This is a genomic window from Stenotrophomonas lactitubi (genome assembly GCF_002803515.1).
GTDB classification, from domain to species: domain Bacteria; phylum Pseudomonadota; class Gammaproteobacteria; order Xanthomonadales; family Xanthomonadaceae; genus Stenotrophomonas; species Stenotrophomonas lactitubi.
In genome coordinates this window covers 3,336,583-3,350,058 of record NZ_PHQX01000001.1, presented here as the reverse complement: position 1 = coordinate 3,350,058, position 13,476 = coordinate 3,336,583, and the positions used below count along the sequence as shown (strand labels likewise).

Below are 13,476 nucleotides of genomic sequence, written 5' to 3'. Positions count from 1 at the left end.
CATGGCGTGGATCTACTGCAACTGGCCGCTGCCCTGGTAGGTGCCAACCTTGGTTGGCACGGATGCATGCATCCACGCATGGCGTGGATCTACCAGTAGAGCCACCCCATGGGTGGCTGCGGATGTCCTGGCCCGCCCATCCACGCATGGCGTGGATCTACTGCAGGTGCAAACCGCCCCGCAACAAGGGCTCCAGCCAATCCAGGAACACCTGCACACGTTGCGCACGATGCTGCCGATGCGGCAGCAACAGGGTCACCGGCAGCGGCTGCGCGACGTGCTGCGGCAACACTTCCACCAGTACACCGGAGTGCAGTTCGGCCTGCACGTCGTAGCGTGGAATCTGCAGCAGTCCCAGCCCTGCGACGCAGCAGGCAATCGATGCCTCGGCGTTGTTCACCCGCACCCAGCCCGTCATCGGCAGCGTGCGCAGCTGCGCGCCGTCCTGCCATTCCCACGGCTCCACCCGCGCTGTGGTCGGCGACGCGTAGTTCACCGCGCGGTGCTGCTGCAGGTCGGCAGGATGCTGCGGTACGCCGTGCTCGTGCAGGTACGCAGGCGCGGCAACGTTGACGAAGTCCAGCTGGCCCAGCGTGCGGGCCACCAGGCTGGAGTCACCCAGCTGGCCCACCCTCAGCACCGCATCGCAGCCGTCCTCGATCAGATTCACCGCGCGATCGGTCATGCCCAGGTCCAGCTCGACCTGCGGATGCCGTGCGAAGAAATCGGGCAGGGCCGGGGCGATGATGCGGCGACCGATCCGGCTGGGCACATCGATCTTCAACAGGCCCTTCGGCTGTGCGTCGTCCTGGCGGAACAGCGACTCGGCATCTTCCATTTCGGCGATCAGGCGCAGGCAGCGCACGTAGAAGGTGTCGCCATCGTGGGTGGTGGAAACCCTGCGGGTGGAGCGCTGCAGCAGGCGTGTGCCCAGACGCTGCTCCAGTTCCGCCACGGCCGCCGAGACGGTGGAGCGGGGCAGGCCGAGCTGGTCGGCGGCGCGGGTGAAGCTGGTGCACTCCACCACCCGGGCAAAGATGCGGAAACGCTCGATCCGGTCCATTGTTCGCCCACTCTGGAAAGTTAAGTCAATGTTGCGGGCTTTATCCGCGATTTCTGCACGATATCGTCGTCAGCACAGGGTTGCCAGTCCGGCAGCCCCTTACCGGGACCGATGCCATGACCGACCACCGTATCCAAGGCAAGACCGTGCTGATCGCCGGCGGTGCCAAGAACCTCGGCGGGCTGATCGCCCGCGACTTCGCCGAGCAGGGCGCCAAGGCCATCGTCATCCACTACAACAGCGCCGCCACTCAGGCCGATGCCGAAGCGACCGTTGCAGCCGTGCAGGCCGCCGGTGCAAAGGCCGTGGCGTTGCAGGCCGATCTGACCTCGGCCGCGGCAATGGAGCGGCTGTTCGCCGACGCGGTTGCCGCCGTCGGTCGCCCTGACATCGCCATCAACACCGTCGGCAAAGTGCTGAAGAAGCCGATGCTGGAGATCAGCGAAGCGGAGTACGACCAGATGAGCGCGGTCAACGCGAAGACGGCGTTCTTCTTTCTCAAGGAGGCCGGACGCCATGTCAACGACGGTGGCCGCATCTGCACGCTGGTCACTTCACTGCTCGGCGCGTTCACTCCGTTCTACTCCAGCTATGCCGGCACCAAGGCGCCGGTGGAACACTTCACCCGCGCAGCATCGAAGGAATTTGGCGAGCGTGGGATTTCGGTGACCGCGATCGGCCCCGGGCCGATGGATACGCCGTTCTTCTATCCGGCCGAGAGTGCCGATGCGCAGGCGTATCACAAGACCGCCGCGGCGCTGTCGGCGTTCACCCGCACCGGCCTGACCGACATCGCCGACATCGTGCCGTGGATCCGCTTCCTGGTGACCGACGGCTGGTGGATGACCGGGCAGACCATCCTGGTCAATGGTGGTTACACCACAAAGTAGAGGCACGCGAGGCTTGAGTTCATGCCGTAGTTCCACGCCATGCGTGGATGCTCTTGGCTTCATCCACGCATGGCGTGGATCTACTGTTGGTCCCCAAGTGGACAGCTTCAGAGCGTTCACGGGCACAATAGCGGCCAGTTCCAGGGCCGGAGCGCCTGCCATGTTCTTCCGTACGACCTGCGCTTCGGCGCTGCTGCTGGTCGCCTGCAGCGGCGCTGCCGATGCGCAACCGACAGATGCCGATGCTCTGCGGTTCCAGCATGACCTGCGGGACGTACTTGAGTGCGGCGCGAGCGCGGACGTCCAGCAGGCCGTCGTCAGCCGCCTGCGCGCGGCACGCTACGCCGACGCTGCCGAACGACTACCGTACCTGCGCGACTGGCGATTCGAGCAGGAAGGTGAGGATGACGATCACCGGGTGACCGTCATCACTCCCCCACAGTCGATGACCGTCCACGGTGTCGAAGTGCCACGGCTGTTCGCTGATGCGTTCGGGTTCTCGATTGCGCTGGACCCCGCACAGCGCGATCGTATCGTCGCTGCGCACGGCTTGCGGCTGCAGTCGAGCACGCTGCAGGAGCCGTTCGAGCTATGGTCGACGCCCACCACACCGATCATCGTACGCAGTGCGGGCGACGGCTATCGACTGGGCTGTGCTCCCTCCACGAACGGTAACAGGGCAGCGGTGCGTCAGCTGCCGGCTGTTGAAGTCCAGGACCTGCAGGATGCCATTCACTGCCGCGCCGATGAAGGCGGCATGCGCCGGCTGCAGGCGTTCTGGCAGCGGCTTTCCGAACAGCCGCAGTTCGAATGGCCGCAGGATGTCCGTTCGGTCAACGAGGTGAACTACACCGTTGGTGATGATGATCTGCACCTGCTGCTGATCGGGTTGCAGGTGCCTATCCAGGCGTACGGCGTTTCCACGCATACGATTGCGCTGGCGTTCGGTGGATTCTTCGGCGCGGATCTGGGTGCCGTTCCGGTGGCACCAGTGCTTGCCCAGGCGGGCATGGAAACCTCGCATACGGTCGGCAAGGATGCGTGGCAGCGCCCGTTGCCGCCGGTTGCTTTCAGTGGTGGCAATTGGATCCCGCAGCACATCGTGATGCGCACCGACGAGGGTCGCGTTGTTGCCGGTTGCGCCAGCGACTACGCGCGCAGCACGTCGCGCTGAGCGGATCTCATGCCGGGCAAACAACAGCAGGCGGGGTAGGCCTCGCCGCTACCGATGGACATGCAAAGGGTGCCGGGCATGTCCCGGCACCCGCGTGCTTCATCCCAGCTTGGCCAGCACCGCGTCGGTGGCCGTCGCCGTGCTCACTGCGTGCCCCTTGGCGGCCAGATCCGCAGTGAACACGCCATCGTCAAGCACTGCATGCACCGCCGCTTCCACCGCTGCGGCTTCGGCTTCCAGCCCCAGCGAATGGCGCAGCAGCATCGCTGCACTGAAGATCGTCGCGTACGGATTGGCGATGCCCTTGCCGGCGATGTCCGGTGCCGAACCGTGGATCGGTTCGTAGATGCCGACCGCTCCCGGCTCGCCCAGCGAGGCCGACGGCAGCAGGCCCAGCGAACCGGCCAGCATCGAGGCTTCATCGGTGAGGATGTCGCCGAACATGTTCTCGGTCACGATCACGTCGTACTCGCGCGGCTTGGCCAGCAGGTGCATCGCCATCGAATCGACCAGCTGGTGTTCCAGCGCGACGTCCGGGAATTCCTCGCGGCCGATGCGCGCGGCAACGTCACGCCACAGGCGTGAGGTTTCCAGCACGTTGGCCTTGTCCACCGAGGTGACCTTGCCGCGCCGCTGCTGCGCCAGCCGGAAGGCACTGCGCAGCACGCGCTCGATCTCGGCCACGGTGTAGCGGCACAGATCGCTGGCGCTGTCGGCATCGCGGGTCTTGTCGCCGAAGTAGATGCCACCGGTCAGTTCGCGCACCACCACGAAGTCCACGCCCTGCAGCAGCTCGGCCTTGATCGGCGAGGCGTGCAGTGCGGCTTCGTGGGTGCGCACTGGACGCAGGTTGGCATACAGGCCCAGCGCCTTGCGGATCGCCAGCAGGCCCTGTTCCGGACGCACCTTGGCATTCGGGTCGGACCACTTCGGGCCGCCCACTGCGCCGAGCAGCACCGCGTTGGCGGCCTGGCAGGCGGCCAGGGTCGAGGCCGGCAGCGGCTCGCCATGGCGGTCGATGGCGATGCCACCGATGTCGTGCTCGCTGAAGGTGAAGGTGTGGTTGAAGCGTTCGGCCACGGCGTTCAGGACGGCGACCGCAGCGGCGGCCACTTCCGGGCCGATGCCATCACCGGGCAGGACAACAATCTCAGCGTGCATGCTCACTCTCGTAACGTTCGATTTCAGGGACACGGCCCAACAGATAACCCAGCTGATCGACACCTTCCAGCAGACAGGTCTGCGAGAAGCCGTCCAATGGGAAGGAGTAGACGCGGCCATCGGGTGTGCGCAGTTCGCGCGCGGCCACGTCGATGGTCAGCTCGTCGTCCGGGCGCCGCATCAGCACCTGCACGTCGGCCTCGTCCAGCACGATCGGCAGCAGACCGTTCTTCAGCGAATTGCCGCGGAAGATGTCGGCGATCTCGCTGCTGACGATGGCGCGCAGGCCGAGGTCGGTCAGCGCCCAGGGCGCATGCTCGCGCGATGAGCCGCAGCCGAAGTTGCGCCCGGCCAGCAGGATGCTGCGGCCGGCGTTGTGCGGCTGGTTGAAGGCGAAGTCGGCCACGGGGGAGCCATCGGCCTGCCAGCGCCAGTCGTTGAACGCATTGCGACCCAGGCCGGCGCGCTCGGTGGTGGACAGGAACCGCGCCGGAATGATCTGGTCGGTATCGATATTGGTCTGGCGCAGCACCACGCTGGCCGAACGCAGGGTGCGGAAGCCGCTCATCAGGCCACCTCCTGTGCGAACAGTTCACGGGCATCGGCGACGTGGCCCTGCACGGCGGCCCAGGCAGCACTCATCGGCGAGGCCAGCAGGGTGCGCGAGCCCGGGCCCTGGCGGCCTTCGAAATTGCGGTTGCTGGTGCTGACCGCCAGTTGGCCGGGGGCGACCAGATCGCCATTCATGGCGATGCACATCGAACAGCCCGGCTCGCGCCACTCGGCACCGGCCGCGCGCACGATCTCATGGATGCCCTCGGCCTCGGCCTGGCGCTTGACGATTTCAGAGCCGGGGACCACCAGCATGCGCACGCGCTCGGCGACGCGACGACCGCGCAGCACCTGCGCCACCTCACGCATGTCGCTCAGGCGACCGTTGGTGCAGGAGCCAACGAAAACCACGTCCACCGGCGTGCCGGCCAACGTCTGCCCCGCCTGGAAGTGCATGTAATCCAGGCCCTTCTGCGCGGCGGCATCGTTGGCCGCCGGGATCGGCGCGTCCACCGCGATGGCGGTGCCGGGGTGGGTGCCCCAGGTCAGGGTCGGGCGGATGTCGGCAGCATCGATGTGCACCTCGCTGTCGAAGTGCGCGCCTTCATCGCTGCGCAGCTGCGTCCAGCGGGCCACGGCGGCGTCGAAGTCGGCGCCCTTCGGGCCACGTGGTGTATTGGCAACGAAGTCGAACGTCACTTGATCCGGCGCAACCATGCCGGCACGCGCACCGGCTTCGATCGACATGTTGCACAGGGTCATGCGCTGCTCCATGTCCATCGCTTCGATGGTGCTGCCGCGGAACTCGATCACGTGCCCGGTGCCGCCGTTGACGCCGATCACGCCGATGATGTGCAGCACCACGTCCTTGGCGCCGATACCCGGTGCGACCTCGCCATCGACGGTGATCGCCAGTGTTTTGGCCTTGCGCTGCAGCAGGCACTGCGTGGCCAGCACATGGCCGACTTCGCTGGTGCCGATGCCGAAGGCCAGCGACCCGAACGCGCCGTGGGTGGAGGTGTGGCTGTCGCCGCAGACGATGGTCATGCCGGGCTGGGTGAAGCCCTGTTCCGGTGCGATCACGTGAACGATGCCGCGATTGTCCGAGGCCATGTCGAACAGCTCGATGTCGTGCTGGGCGCAGTTGCGCGCCAGCATGGCGACCTGCGCTTCGGAGGCAGCGCTGGCGTAGGGCAGCGTACCGTCGGCGGCGGCTGGCAGGGTCGGCGTGGAATGGTCCATCGTCGCCTTGGTCCGGTCCGGACGGCGCGGCTTCAGGCCGCGTTCGCGCAGCTCGGTGAAGGCCTGCGGCGAGGTCACTTCATGGATCAGGTGCAGGTCGATATACAGCACGGCGGGCGCGCTGTCGGTTTCGGGAACCACCACGTGGGCGTCCCACAGTTTGTCGTACAGGGTGCGGGGTGCGGAAGTCATGCGTTTGCCTGGCAGGAGTACGAAGTAGCGGACATCTAAGAGAAAGTAGCAGGGTCAGGTCAGCGCCGACGTGCGAGCACGCGCAGGCGCACGTAGTCAGCCAGCGGCTGTCCGGTGGCGTTGCGCGGCAGATCGGCCAGCAGGGCGGTGGCGGCATCGCGCACGGTGGCGCGCGCCTCGGCCGGCAGGTCGTCCAGCAGCGGTGCGGCGAATACCCGCAGCCAGCCGGCAACGCCGGTCGGCAGCGCGGTTGGGCGCGGCAGGCATTCGGTCAGCTGCACCTGGAAGCCATGCTGGCGCAGGCGTTCGGCGTAGCCATCGGCGGTGGGGAAGTACCACTGGAATGTGCTGGCACCGTGGCCATGGGCCACGCGCGCGGCCTGCACGGCGGCAACGATCGTGGCCACGTTGCCATGACCACCGAACTCGGCGACGAAGCGGCCGCCGGGGCGCAGGGCGCGGCGCACGCCTTCCAGCACGCGGTCCGGGTTGGGCATCCAATGCAGCGCTGCGTTGCTGAACACCGCATCGAACGCGCCGTCGAAAGTCAGGGCGTGGCCGTCCATCACCTGCGCATCGACACCCCGTGCACGTGCGGCGATCACCATTTCCGGCGAAGCATCGACGCCCTGCAGGTGTGCGCCGCTGAGGGCCAGTTCGGTGGTGAGCACGCCATCGCCACAGCCCAGGTCGAGGATGCGCTCGCCGGCCCGCGCGTCGAGCAGACGCGCTACGGCGCCACCGAGGGTCGGTACGAAGCCGGCATCGATCGCATAGTCCTGGGCATTCCACTGCTGGCCAGCGCTGCTGGTGGCGGTTGCGGTGTCGAAGGCGCTCATCTTGGATTCCTCAGGCGGTGGCGGTGGCAGGTGCTTCAGTGCTGACGCCGGCGTTGGCCTGGCGCTGGCGCAGCAGGCGGTTGGCGACGTCCAGCCAGGCCAGCGCGGAGGCTTCGATGATGTCCTTGCTGGTGCCGGTGCCGTCGTACTCGACGCCTTCGTGGCGCACGCTTAGGTTGGCTTCGCCACGCGCATCGGCACCGATGCCGACGCTGTGCACGTGATAGCTGTCCAGCATCAGCTGCACGCCGGTGGCGGCCGACAAAGCGCCGAACAGGGCATCGACCGGGCCATCACCCTGCGCGGTCTCGGCCACGCGGTTGCCGTCCGGGTCGGACAGTTCGACCAGCGCATTGGCGCGGCTGCCGACATCGCTGATGGTCATCGAGGCCAGGCGGTAGCCCTGTGCGTTGGAGCCGCCCTGCATCAGTGTCTGCAGGTCGGCGTCGGTGACCACACGCTGCTGCTCGCACAGGCCCTTGAACTGCTCGAACACCAGCTTCAGCTCGTCTTCTTCCAGCCAGAAGCCCAGTGCGCGCAGGCGCGCTTCGACGGCGGCGCGGCCACTGTGGCGGCCCAGCACCATCTGCGAGTCCTCCCAGCCCACGTCTTCCGGACGCATGATTTCGTAGGTGCCGCGATGGCGCAGCATGCCGTGCTGGTGGATGCCCGATTCATGGGCGAAGGCATTGGCACCCACGATGGCCTTGTTGCGCTGTACCGGCATGCCGACCAGGCGCTGCAGCAGCTGCGAGGTGCCGACGATGCGCGGGGTGTCGATGGCGGTGTCCTGCTCGTAGAACGCCTGGCGCACCTTCAGCACCATCGCGATTTCTTCCAGCGAGCAGTTGCCGGCGCGTTCACCGATGCCGTTGACGGTGCATTCGACCTGGCGCGCGCCACCTTCGATGGCGGCCAGTGAGTTGGCCACGGCCAGGCCCAGGTCGTTGTGGCAGTGCGCGCTGAAGATCACGTTGGCTGCGTTCGGCACGTCGGCGACGCCGGCGATGACCTGCTGGAACATCGTGCGGATCTCTTCCGGCGTGGTGAAGCCGACGGTGTCGGGCAGATTGATGGTGGTGGCACCGGCAGCGATCGCTACGCGCGAGACTTCAATCAGGTAATCCAGCTCGGTACGGGTGGCGTCCTCGGCGGAGAACTCCACGTCATCGATGTAGGAGCGGGCCAGCGCTACGTGCCTGCGTACCGATTCCAGTACCTGCTCACGCGTCATCCGCAGCTTGTGCTCACGGTGCAGCGGGCTGGTCGACAGGAACACATGCAGGCGCGGGTTGACCGCCGCTTCCAGTGCACGCGCCGAGGTCTCGATGTCCGCCTGCAGGCAGCGCGACAGCACCGCCAGGCTCAGGCTCGGGCGGCGCAGTTCGCGGCCGATCAGGGCCATCGCTTCGCGGTCGGACTGCGAGCTGGCCGGGAAGCCGGTCTCGATGATGTCCACGCCCAGTTCGTCCAGCGCACGCGCCATCACCAGCTTCTGCGGCGGGCTCATGCTGCAGCCGGGGGACTGCTCGCCGTCACGCAGGGTGGTGTCGAAGATGCGGATGCGCGGGGTGGTAATTCGTTCGATGGTGGTCACAGGGAAATCTCCTCGACAGCGGGTGCGACGGCTTGCAGGGGGGAAGGGGAAGGCGTTGGGAAAGCGGTGGCGGTCGCCTTGCCGGGCGAACGCGGAGTTTCTGTCCGGCGTCGGCGCGGTTTGCGTGGCGGACGCGGACGGATATCGGTGAGCAGGCCGGCGAGCACGCCGGCATCGATGTTGCCGCCGGAGACGACCGCGCACTTGCGGCGGCCGGCAACGCGACGCCCGGCGGCCAGTGCCAGCGCGCCGGCGCCCTCGGCGATGATGTGTTCTTCCAGTGCCAACCGCACCAGGGTCTCGCGCAGTTCGGCTTCGCGCACGATCACCACATCGTCCAGCAGCGAGGTGCACAGGCGGCGGGTCAGGAACCCGGGGATCTTCACCCGCACGCCATCGGCCAGCGACGGCACAGGATTGATCTCGCGCACGTCACCACGAATCGCGCGGGCCATCGAATCGACCCCCTCGACCTGCGCACCGACGATGCGCACGCCCTGCGACTTCAGCGCCAGGGCGACGCCGGAGGCCAGGCCGCCACCGCCGATCGGTACGATCACCACGTCCGGCGCATGCGCGGCCAGCTCGATGCCGACGGTGCCCTGGCCGGCGATGACATCGGCATCATCGAACGCGGACAGGAAGCGATAGCCGTGGCGCTGCGCCAGCTCGACAGCGAACGCGTAGGCCTCGTCATAGCTGTTGCCATGCTGGCGTACCGTCGCGCCCCAATGGGCGACGCCAGCGATCTTGGTGGCCGGTGCGCCATGCGGCATCACGGCAATGGCCGGCACATCCAGGCGATAGGCGGCCCAGGCCACGCCCTGCGCGTGATTGCCGGCCGAGGCGCAGATCACCGGCCGGGTATCGCCACGTTCGCGGGCGGCCAGTAGGGCATTCAGCGCGCCGCGCACCTTGTACGAGCCGGTGCGCTGCAGGTTCTCCAGCTTCAGCCATGTGCCGAAGCGCTCGGCATGATGCAGCGGCGTGGGCGGCAGGAAGCGGCGCAGGCGGGCCTGCGCGGCCAGTACGTCGGCAACGGTTACGTCGCCGACATCGCTTTCCTTGCTGGCATCAGCGGCCGGCATGGGCCACCAGCAGGGTGTTGCCGACCACCGCGTGCGGGCACGGGCGGCGAAGAAGACGCCTCCGTACCGGCACCGTGGTGAATACGGTACGGGCGTTCATGCGGATACTCCTTCCAGTGCGGTCATCTGCACCGAAACGCAGTCGTAGATCTTTTCCATCTGCCGGCACAGCGTTTCCGGCGGGCGCTGGCTGTCCACCACCAGTTGCAGGTGCCAACGACCATCATCGGCGGCCACCGGCGCACCGGTGATCGCGCGCGGTGCGAAACCGCGGCGTTCGGCCATGCCGATCACGCGCAGCAGCGCGCCCTCGGCCGGTTGCAGCACCAGGTCAAGCCGGTATTGCATTGGGGATCTCCTGGCGTGCATGTGCAGGGTTGCTTTCCAGCATGGTGCTGTTTGCGGTATTGGGCGGCACCAGCGGCCACACGTTCGCGCGGGCATCGATGGCCACGTGCAGCAGGGCCGGGCCGGGTTCGGCCAGCAATGCGGCCAGGCCACCTTCGACGTCATCGCGCGCATCGATACGCGTGGCCGCGATGCCGAACACCTTGGCCAGGGCCACGAAGTCCGGGTTGTCGGACAGGTCGATCTCGCTGTAACGCTCGGCGAAGAACAGTTCCTGCCACTGCCGCACCATGCCCAGCGAACTGTTGTCCAGCAGGATGATCTTCACCGGCAGGCGGCAGCGGGCGATGGTCGCCAGCTCCTGCACGTTCATCATGAAGCTGCCATCGCCGGACACCAGCACCACGGTGCGCTCAGGGCAGGCGAACTGCGCGCCCATCGCCGCCGGCAGGCCAAAGCCCATCGTGCCCAGCGCGCCGCTGGTCAGGTGGTTGCGCGGATGATTGAAGCGGCAGTGCTGCGCCACCCACATCTGGTGCTGGCCGACGTCGCAGGCGATCACCGTATCGGCTGGTGCCAGCTCGCTCAGGCGCTTCAGCAGCGCCGGGGCGTAGATGTGCTGGCCCGGTGCGTCGTAGCGTGCGGCGAAGCGATCGCGATGCTGTGCGCAGCGCTTGCGCCATGCGTCCTGGTGGGCCTTGGGGGAGGGGAAGGCCGCACGCAGGGCGCGGATGGCGTGGCCGACGTTGCCGGGCACGGCGACATCGGCGCTGCGCAGCTTGGAGATTTCGTACGCATCGGCATCGATGTGCACCACGCGGGCGAACGGCGCGAACTCGGCCAGCTTGCCGGTTGCCCGATCATCGAACCGCGCACCCAGCACCAGCAGCAGATCGCTTTCCTGCACGGCCATGTTCGCGGCGCGGGTGCCATGCATGCCCAGCATGCCCAGCGACTGCGGATGCTGGGGAGGCAGCGCGCCCAGCCCACGCAGGGTCATCACCGTGGGAATGGCGCTGGCTTCGACGAACGCGCGCAGGTCCTGCACGGCATCGCCCAGGGCGATGCCACCACCGGCGTAGACCACCGGCTTTTCGGCCGCGGCCAGTGCGGCGATGGCTTCGGCGATGGCGGCGTCGGCGGCGGCCGGCGGCGGTTCCACGCTGGCCGGCACATGCGCCGGCAGGTGGCTGGCATCGGCCAGCTGCACATCCTTGGGCAGGTCGATCAGCGCCGGGCCGGGACGGCCCTCGCGGGCGATGCGGAAGGCATCGGCCACCACGCGCGGCAGATCATCGACGCTGCGCACCAGCCAGCTGTGCTTGACGATCGGCATCGTCAAACCGAACACATCCAGTTCCTGGAACGCATCGGTGCCCAGCAGTGGCGTGGCGACCTGGCCGGTGATGCAGACCATCGGCACCGAATCGAGCATCGCATCGGCGATGCCGGTGACCAGGTTCGACGCGCCCGGCCCGGAGGTCGCCACGCAGACGCCGACCTGGCCACTGGCACGCGCAAAGCCGTTGGCGGCCAGTGCTGCGCCCTGCTCATGGCGCACCAGGATGTGCTTCAGCGACGAATCCACCAGCGCGTCGTAGAACGGCATGATGGTGCCGCCCGGGTACCCGAACAGCGTACGGACACCCTCGGCCTCCAGCGCCTGGGTCAGCCAGCGCGCGCCGTTGGGCGGCGCGCTGCGGTGTGTGGGAGAGTTCATGGGGGAACCTTGCAGAGCGGGTGGGGGTGCCGCGTTGTTACGCGGCTTGACCTTGCAACCAGACCATCTTGGCGCGCAGTTCCTTGCCTACCTTCTCGATCGGATGCTCCAGGTCGGCCTGCTTGAACCTGTTGTAGTTCGGCAGGCCCGCTTCGTACTCGGCCACCCAGTTCTTGGTGAAGGTGCCGTCCTGGATGTCCTTCAGCACTTCCTTCATGCGCTCCTTGGTACCGGCGTCGATCACCCGCGGGCCGCTGACGTAGTCGCCGTACTGCGCGGTCTCGGAGATGAACTCCAACATGCGCGAGATGCCGCCTTCGTAGAACAGGTCGACGATCAGCTTCAGTTCGTGCAGCACTTCGTAGTAGGCGATTTCCGGCTGGTAACCGGCTTCCACCAGCGTCTCGAAGCCCGCCTGCACCAGCGCCGAAGCGCCGCCGCACAGCACCGCCTGCTCACCGAACAGATCGGTTTCGGTTTCTTCCTTGAAGGTGGTCTGGATCAGGTTGGCACGTGCGCCACCCAGGCCGCCGGCATAGGCAAGTGCGTACTCGGCGGCCTTGCCGCTCTTGTCCTGGTAGACCGCCCAGATGCACGGCACACCGCGGCCGATTTCATATTCGCGACGGACCAGCGCACCCGGGCCCTTCGGTGCGACCAGCACAACGTCCAGGTCGTCGCGCGGCTTGATCATGTCGAAGTGCACGTTCAAGCCATGCGCGAACAGCAGCACCGCGCCCTGCTTCATGTTCGGTGCCAGCACGTCCTCGTACAGCTTCTTCTGCACCATGTCCGGGGTCAGCACCGCGACCAGATCGGCATCCTTCACCGCCTCGGCCGGTGCCTTCACGGTGAAGCCATCGGCCTGCGCCTTGACCTCGGTGGGGCCGCCCGGGCGCAGGCCTACCACCACATCGAAGCCGGATTCACGCAGGTTCAGCGCGTGCGCGCGACCCTGGCTGCCGTAGCCGATGACGGCGATCTTGGTCTGGGGCAGTTCGTTGGTGCTCATGGGGGAGGTTCCTTGCGGGTGGGAAGAAAAAAGACGGCCGGCAGTCGAATCGACGTACCGGCCGGTCAGGGAAAAGCGGGGAGGGCAGCGCCGCGCGTCGCACAGGTACTGCCACCACGAGGGTTCGTGGTGCAGCGGGTCCGGGTTGTGCGATGGGCGTTGGTCATGGTGGTTGCGTCTGAAACCAGGTCCTGAAATGAAAAAACCCGCACCTTGGCGGGTGCGGGTTTTGAAGAGTTCCGGTGTGTTTGTTGCTTACACGCTGGCTCGTCCCGCACCTGTTGGTTGGGTAATAAGTACGAGCACAAGAATCGAACGCAGCGAGGCGGCGCCGGTGTCGGCGGCTTCAATGTGGGTTCGGGGTGGCGTGTTGTGATGCAACATGTGATCGAGAAAACCACAGCCGTTTCGGCGCTGTCAACCCTCGCAGCGATATTCCTGTCAGTTTCCGCTGCATGCAGTGCAATCGCTTGTGGCACAAGGATGGTTGCCGCTGAAAGTGTTTCGGTGAACCGGAATTCACTCTTTTCAACGGGTTTTTTGCGCGGATTCGGGGTGATTTCGCCTTGGTAGGTGCCGACCTTGGTCCGCGCCGGAG

At 66.8% G+C, this 13,476-nt stretch carries 12 protein-coding genes; 2 read left to right on the top strand and 10 right to left on the bottom strand.

Features of this window, described 5'->3' with window-relative positions:
• Window positions 1-157: 157 nt before the first annotated feature.
• Window positions 158-1,063, bottom strand: a complete 906-nt coding sequence (locus CR156_RS15685; protein ID WP_100553497.1) for a LysR family transcriptional regulator — start codon at window positions 1,061-1,063, stop codon at window positions 158-160.
• A gap of 116 nt (window positions 1,064-1,179) precedes the next feature.
• Here CR156_RS15685 and CR156_RS15680 point away from each other — a divergent pair, with 116 nt between their 5' ends.
• Entirely contained in the window at window positions 1,180-1,953 is a 774-nt protein-coding gene (locus tag CR156_RS15680; RefSeq protein WP_089236746.1) for an SDR family oxidoreductase, read from the top strand.
• A 160-nt stretch (window positions 1,954-2,113) separates the two neighbouring features.
• The gene (locus CR156_RS15675; protein ID WP_100553496.1) at window positions 2,114-3,127 is read left to right on the top strand and encodes a hypothetical protein; all 1,014 of its coding nucleotides are present in this window, start codon (window positions 2,114-2,116) and stop codon (window positions 3,125-3,127) included.
• 99 nt (window positions 3,128-3,226) lie between these two features.
• Here CR156_RS15675 and leuB read toward each other — a convergent pair whose 3' ends face one another.
• The 9 genes from leuB to ilvC form a co-directional block, all read right to left on the bottom strand.
• The gene (gene leuB / locus CR156_RS15670) at window positions 3,227-4,288 is read right to left on the bottom strand and encodes a 3-isopropylmalate dehydrogenase (RefSeq protein ID WP_100553495.1); all 1,062 of its coding nucleotides are present in this window, start codon (window positions 4,286-4,288) and stop codon (window positions 3,227-3,229) included.
• Window positions 4,278-4,856 carry a 3-isopropylmalate dehydratase small subunit gene (gene leuD, locus CR156_RS15665; protein WP_100553494.1) on the bottom strand — a complete coding sequence of 193 codons (579 nt, stop codon included), beginning with the start codon at window positions 4,854-4,856 and terminating at the stop codon, window positions 4,278-4,280. The genes leuB and leuD overlap by 11 nt, the downstream gene beginning before the upstream one ends.
• Window positions 4,856-6,274: a 3-isopropylmalate dehydratase large subunit gene (gene leuC / locus CR156_RS15660; protein ID WP_100553493.1), complete on the bottom strand. Its 1,419-nt coding sequence runs from the start codon at window positions 6,272-6,274 to the stop codon at window positions 4,856-4,858. Before leuC ends, leuD begins: the two co-directional genes overlap by 1 nt.
• Window positions 6,275-6,333: 59 nt before the next feature.
• Window positions 6,334-7,113 (bottom strand): class I SAM-dependent methyltransferase, encoded by a 780-nt coding sequence (locus CR156_RS15655; RefSeq protein ID WP_100553492.1) that lies wholly within the window; start codon window positions 7,111-7,113, stop codon window positions 6,334-6,336.
• Window positions 7,114-7,123: 10 nt separating this feature from the next.
• Window positions 7,124-8,710, bottom strand: coding sequence for a 2-isopropylmalate synthase (locus CR156_RS15650; protein ID WP_100553491.1), 1,587 nt, complete (start codon window positions 8,708-8,710; stop codon window positions 7,124-7,126).
• Entirely contained in the window at window positions 8,707-9,798 is a 1,092-nt protein-coding gene (locus CR156_RS15645) for a threonine dehydratase (RefSeq protein WP_100553490.1), read from the bottom strand. The genes CR156_RS15650 and CR156_RS15645 overlap by 4 nt, the downstream gene beginning before the upstream one ends.
• Window positions 9,799-9,894: 96 nt before the next feature.
• Complete coding sequence (locus CR156_RS15640) at window positions 9,895-10,146, bottom strand: ACT domain-containing protein (protein WP_089236730.1); 252 nt, start codon at window positions 10,144-10,146, stop codon at window positions 9,895-9,897.
• Window positions 10,130-11,866, bottom strand: coding sequence for an acetolactate synthase 2 catalytic subunit (ilvG, locus tag CR156_RS15635; RefSeq protein WP_100553489.1), 1,737 nt, complete (start codon window positions 11,864-11,866; stop codon window positions 10,130-10,132). The genes CR156_RS15640 and ilvG overlap by 17 nt, the downstream gene beginning before the upstream one ends.
• 37 nt (window positions 11,867-11,903) lie before the next feature.
• The gene (gene ilvC, locus CR156_RS15630; protein ID WP_100553488.1) at window positions 11,904-12,878 is read right to left on the bottom strand and encodes a ketol-acid reductoisomerase; all 975 of its coding nucleotides are present in this window, start codon (window positions 12,876-12,878) and stop codon (window positions 11,904-11,906) included.
• Window positions 12,879-13,476 lie beyond the last annotated feature (598 nt).

What these genes read in the sequence shown, in the direction of transcription:
- CR156_RS15685 (WP_100553497.1), bottom strand. Translation starts at nt 1,063, where the DNA reads ATGGACCGGATCGAGCGTTTCCGCATCTTTGCCCGGGTGGTGGAGTGC.
- CR156_RS15680 (WP_089236746.1), top strand. Translation starts at nt 1,180, where the DNA reads ATGACCGACCACCGTATCCAAGGCAAGACCGTGCTGATCGCCGGCGGT.
- CR156_RS15675 (WP_100553496.1), top strand. Translation starts at nt 2,114, where the DNA reads ATGTTCTTCCGTACGACCTGCGCTTCGGCGCTGCTGCTGGTCGCCTGC.
- leuB (WP_100553495.1), bottom strand. Translation starts at nt 4,288, where the DNA reads ATGCACGCTGAGATTGTTGTCCTGCCCGGTGATGGCATCGGCCCGGAA.
- leuD (WP_100553494.1), bottom strand. Translation starts at nt 4,856, where the DNA reads ATGAGCGGCTTCCGCACCCTGCGTTCGGCCAGCGTGGTGCTGCGCCAG.
- leuC (WP_100553493.1), bottom strand. Translation starts at nt 6,274, where the DNA reads ATGACTTCCGCACCCCGCACCCTGTACGACAAACTGTGGGACGCCCAC.
- CR156_RS15655 (WP_100553492.1), bottom strand. Translation starts at nt 7,113, where the DNA reads ATGAGCGCCTTCGACACCGCAACCGCCACCAGCAGCGCTGGCCAGCAG.
- CR156_RS15645 (WP_100553490.1), bottom strand. Translation starts at nt 9,798, where the DNA reads ATGCCGGCCGCTGATGCCAGCAAGGAAAGCGATGTCGGCGACGTAACC.
- CR156_RS15640 (WP_089236730.1), bottom strand. Translation starts at nt 10,146, where the DNA reads ATGCAATACCGGCTTGACCTGGTGCTGCAACCGGCCGAGGGCGCGCTG.
- ilvG (WP_100553489.1), bottom strand. Translation starts at nt 11,866, where the DNA reads ATGAACTCTCCCACACACCGCAGCGCGCCGCCCAACGGCGCGCGCTGG.
- ilvC (WP_100553488.1), bottom strand. Translation starts at nt 12,878, where the DNA reads ATGAGCACCAACGAACTGCCCCAGACCAAGATCGCCGTCATCGGCTAC.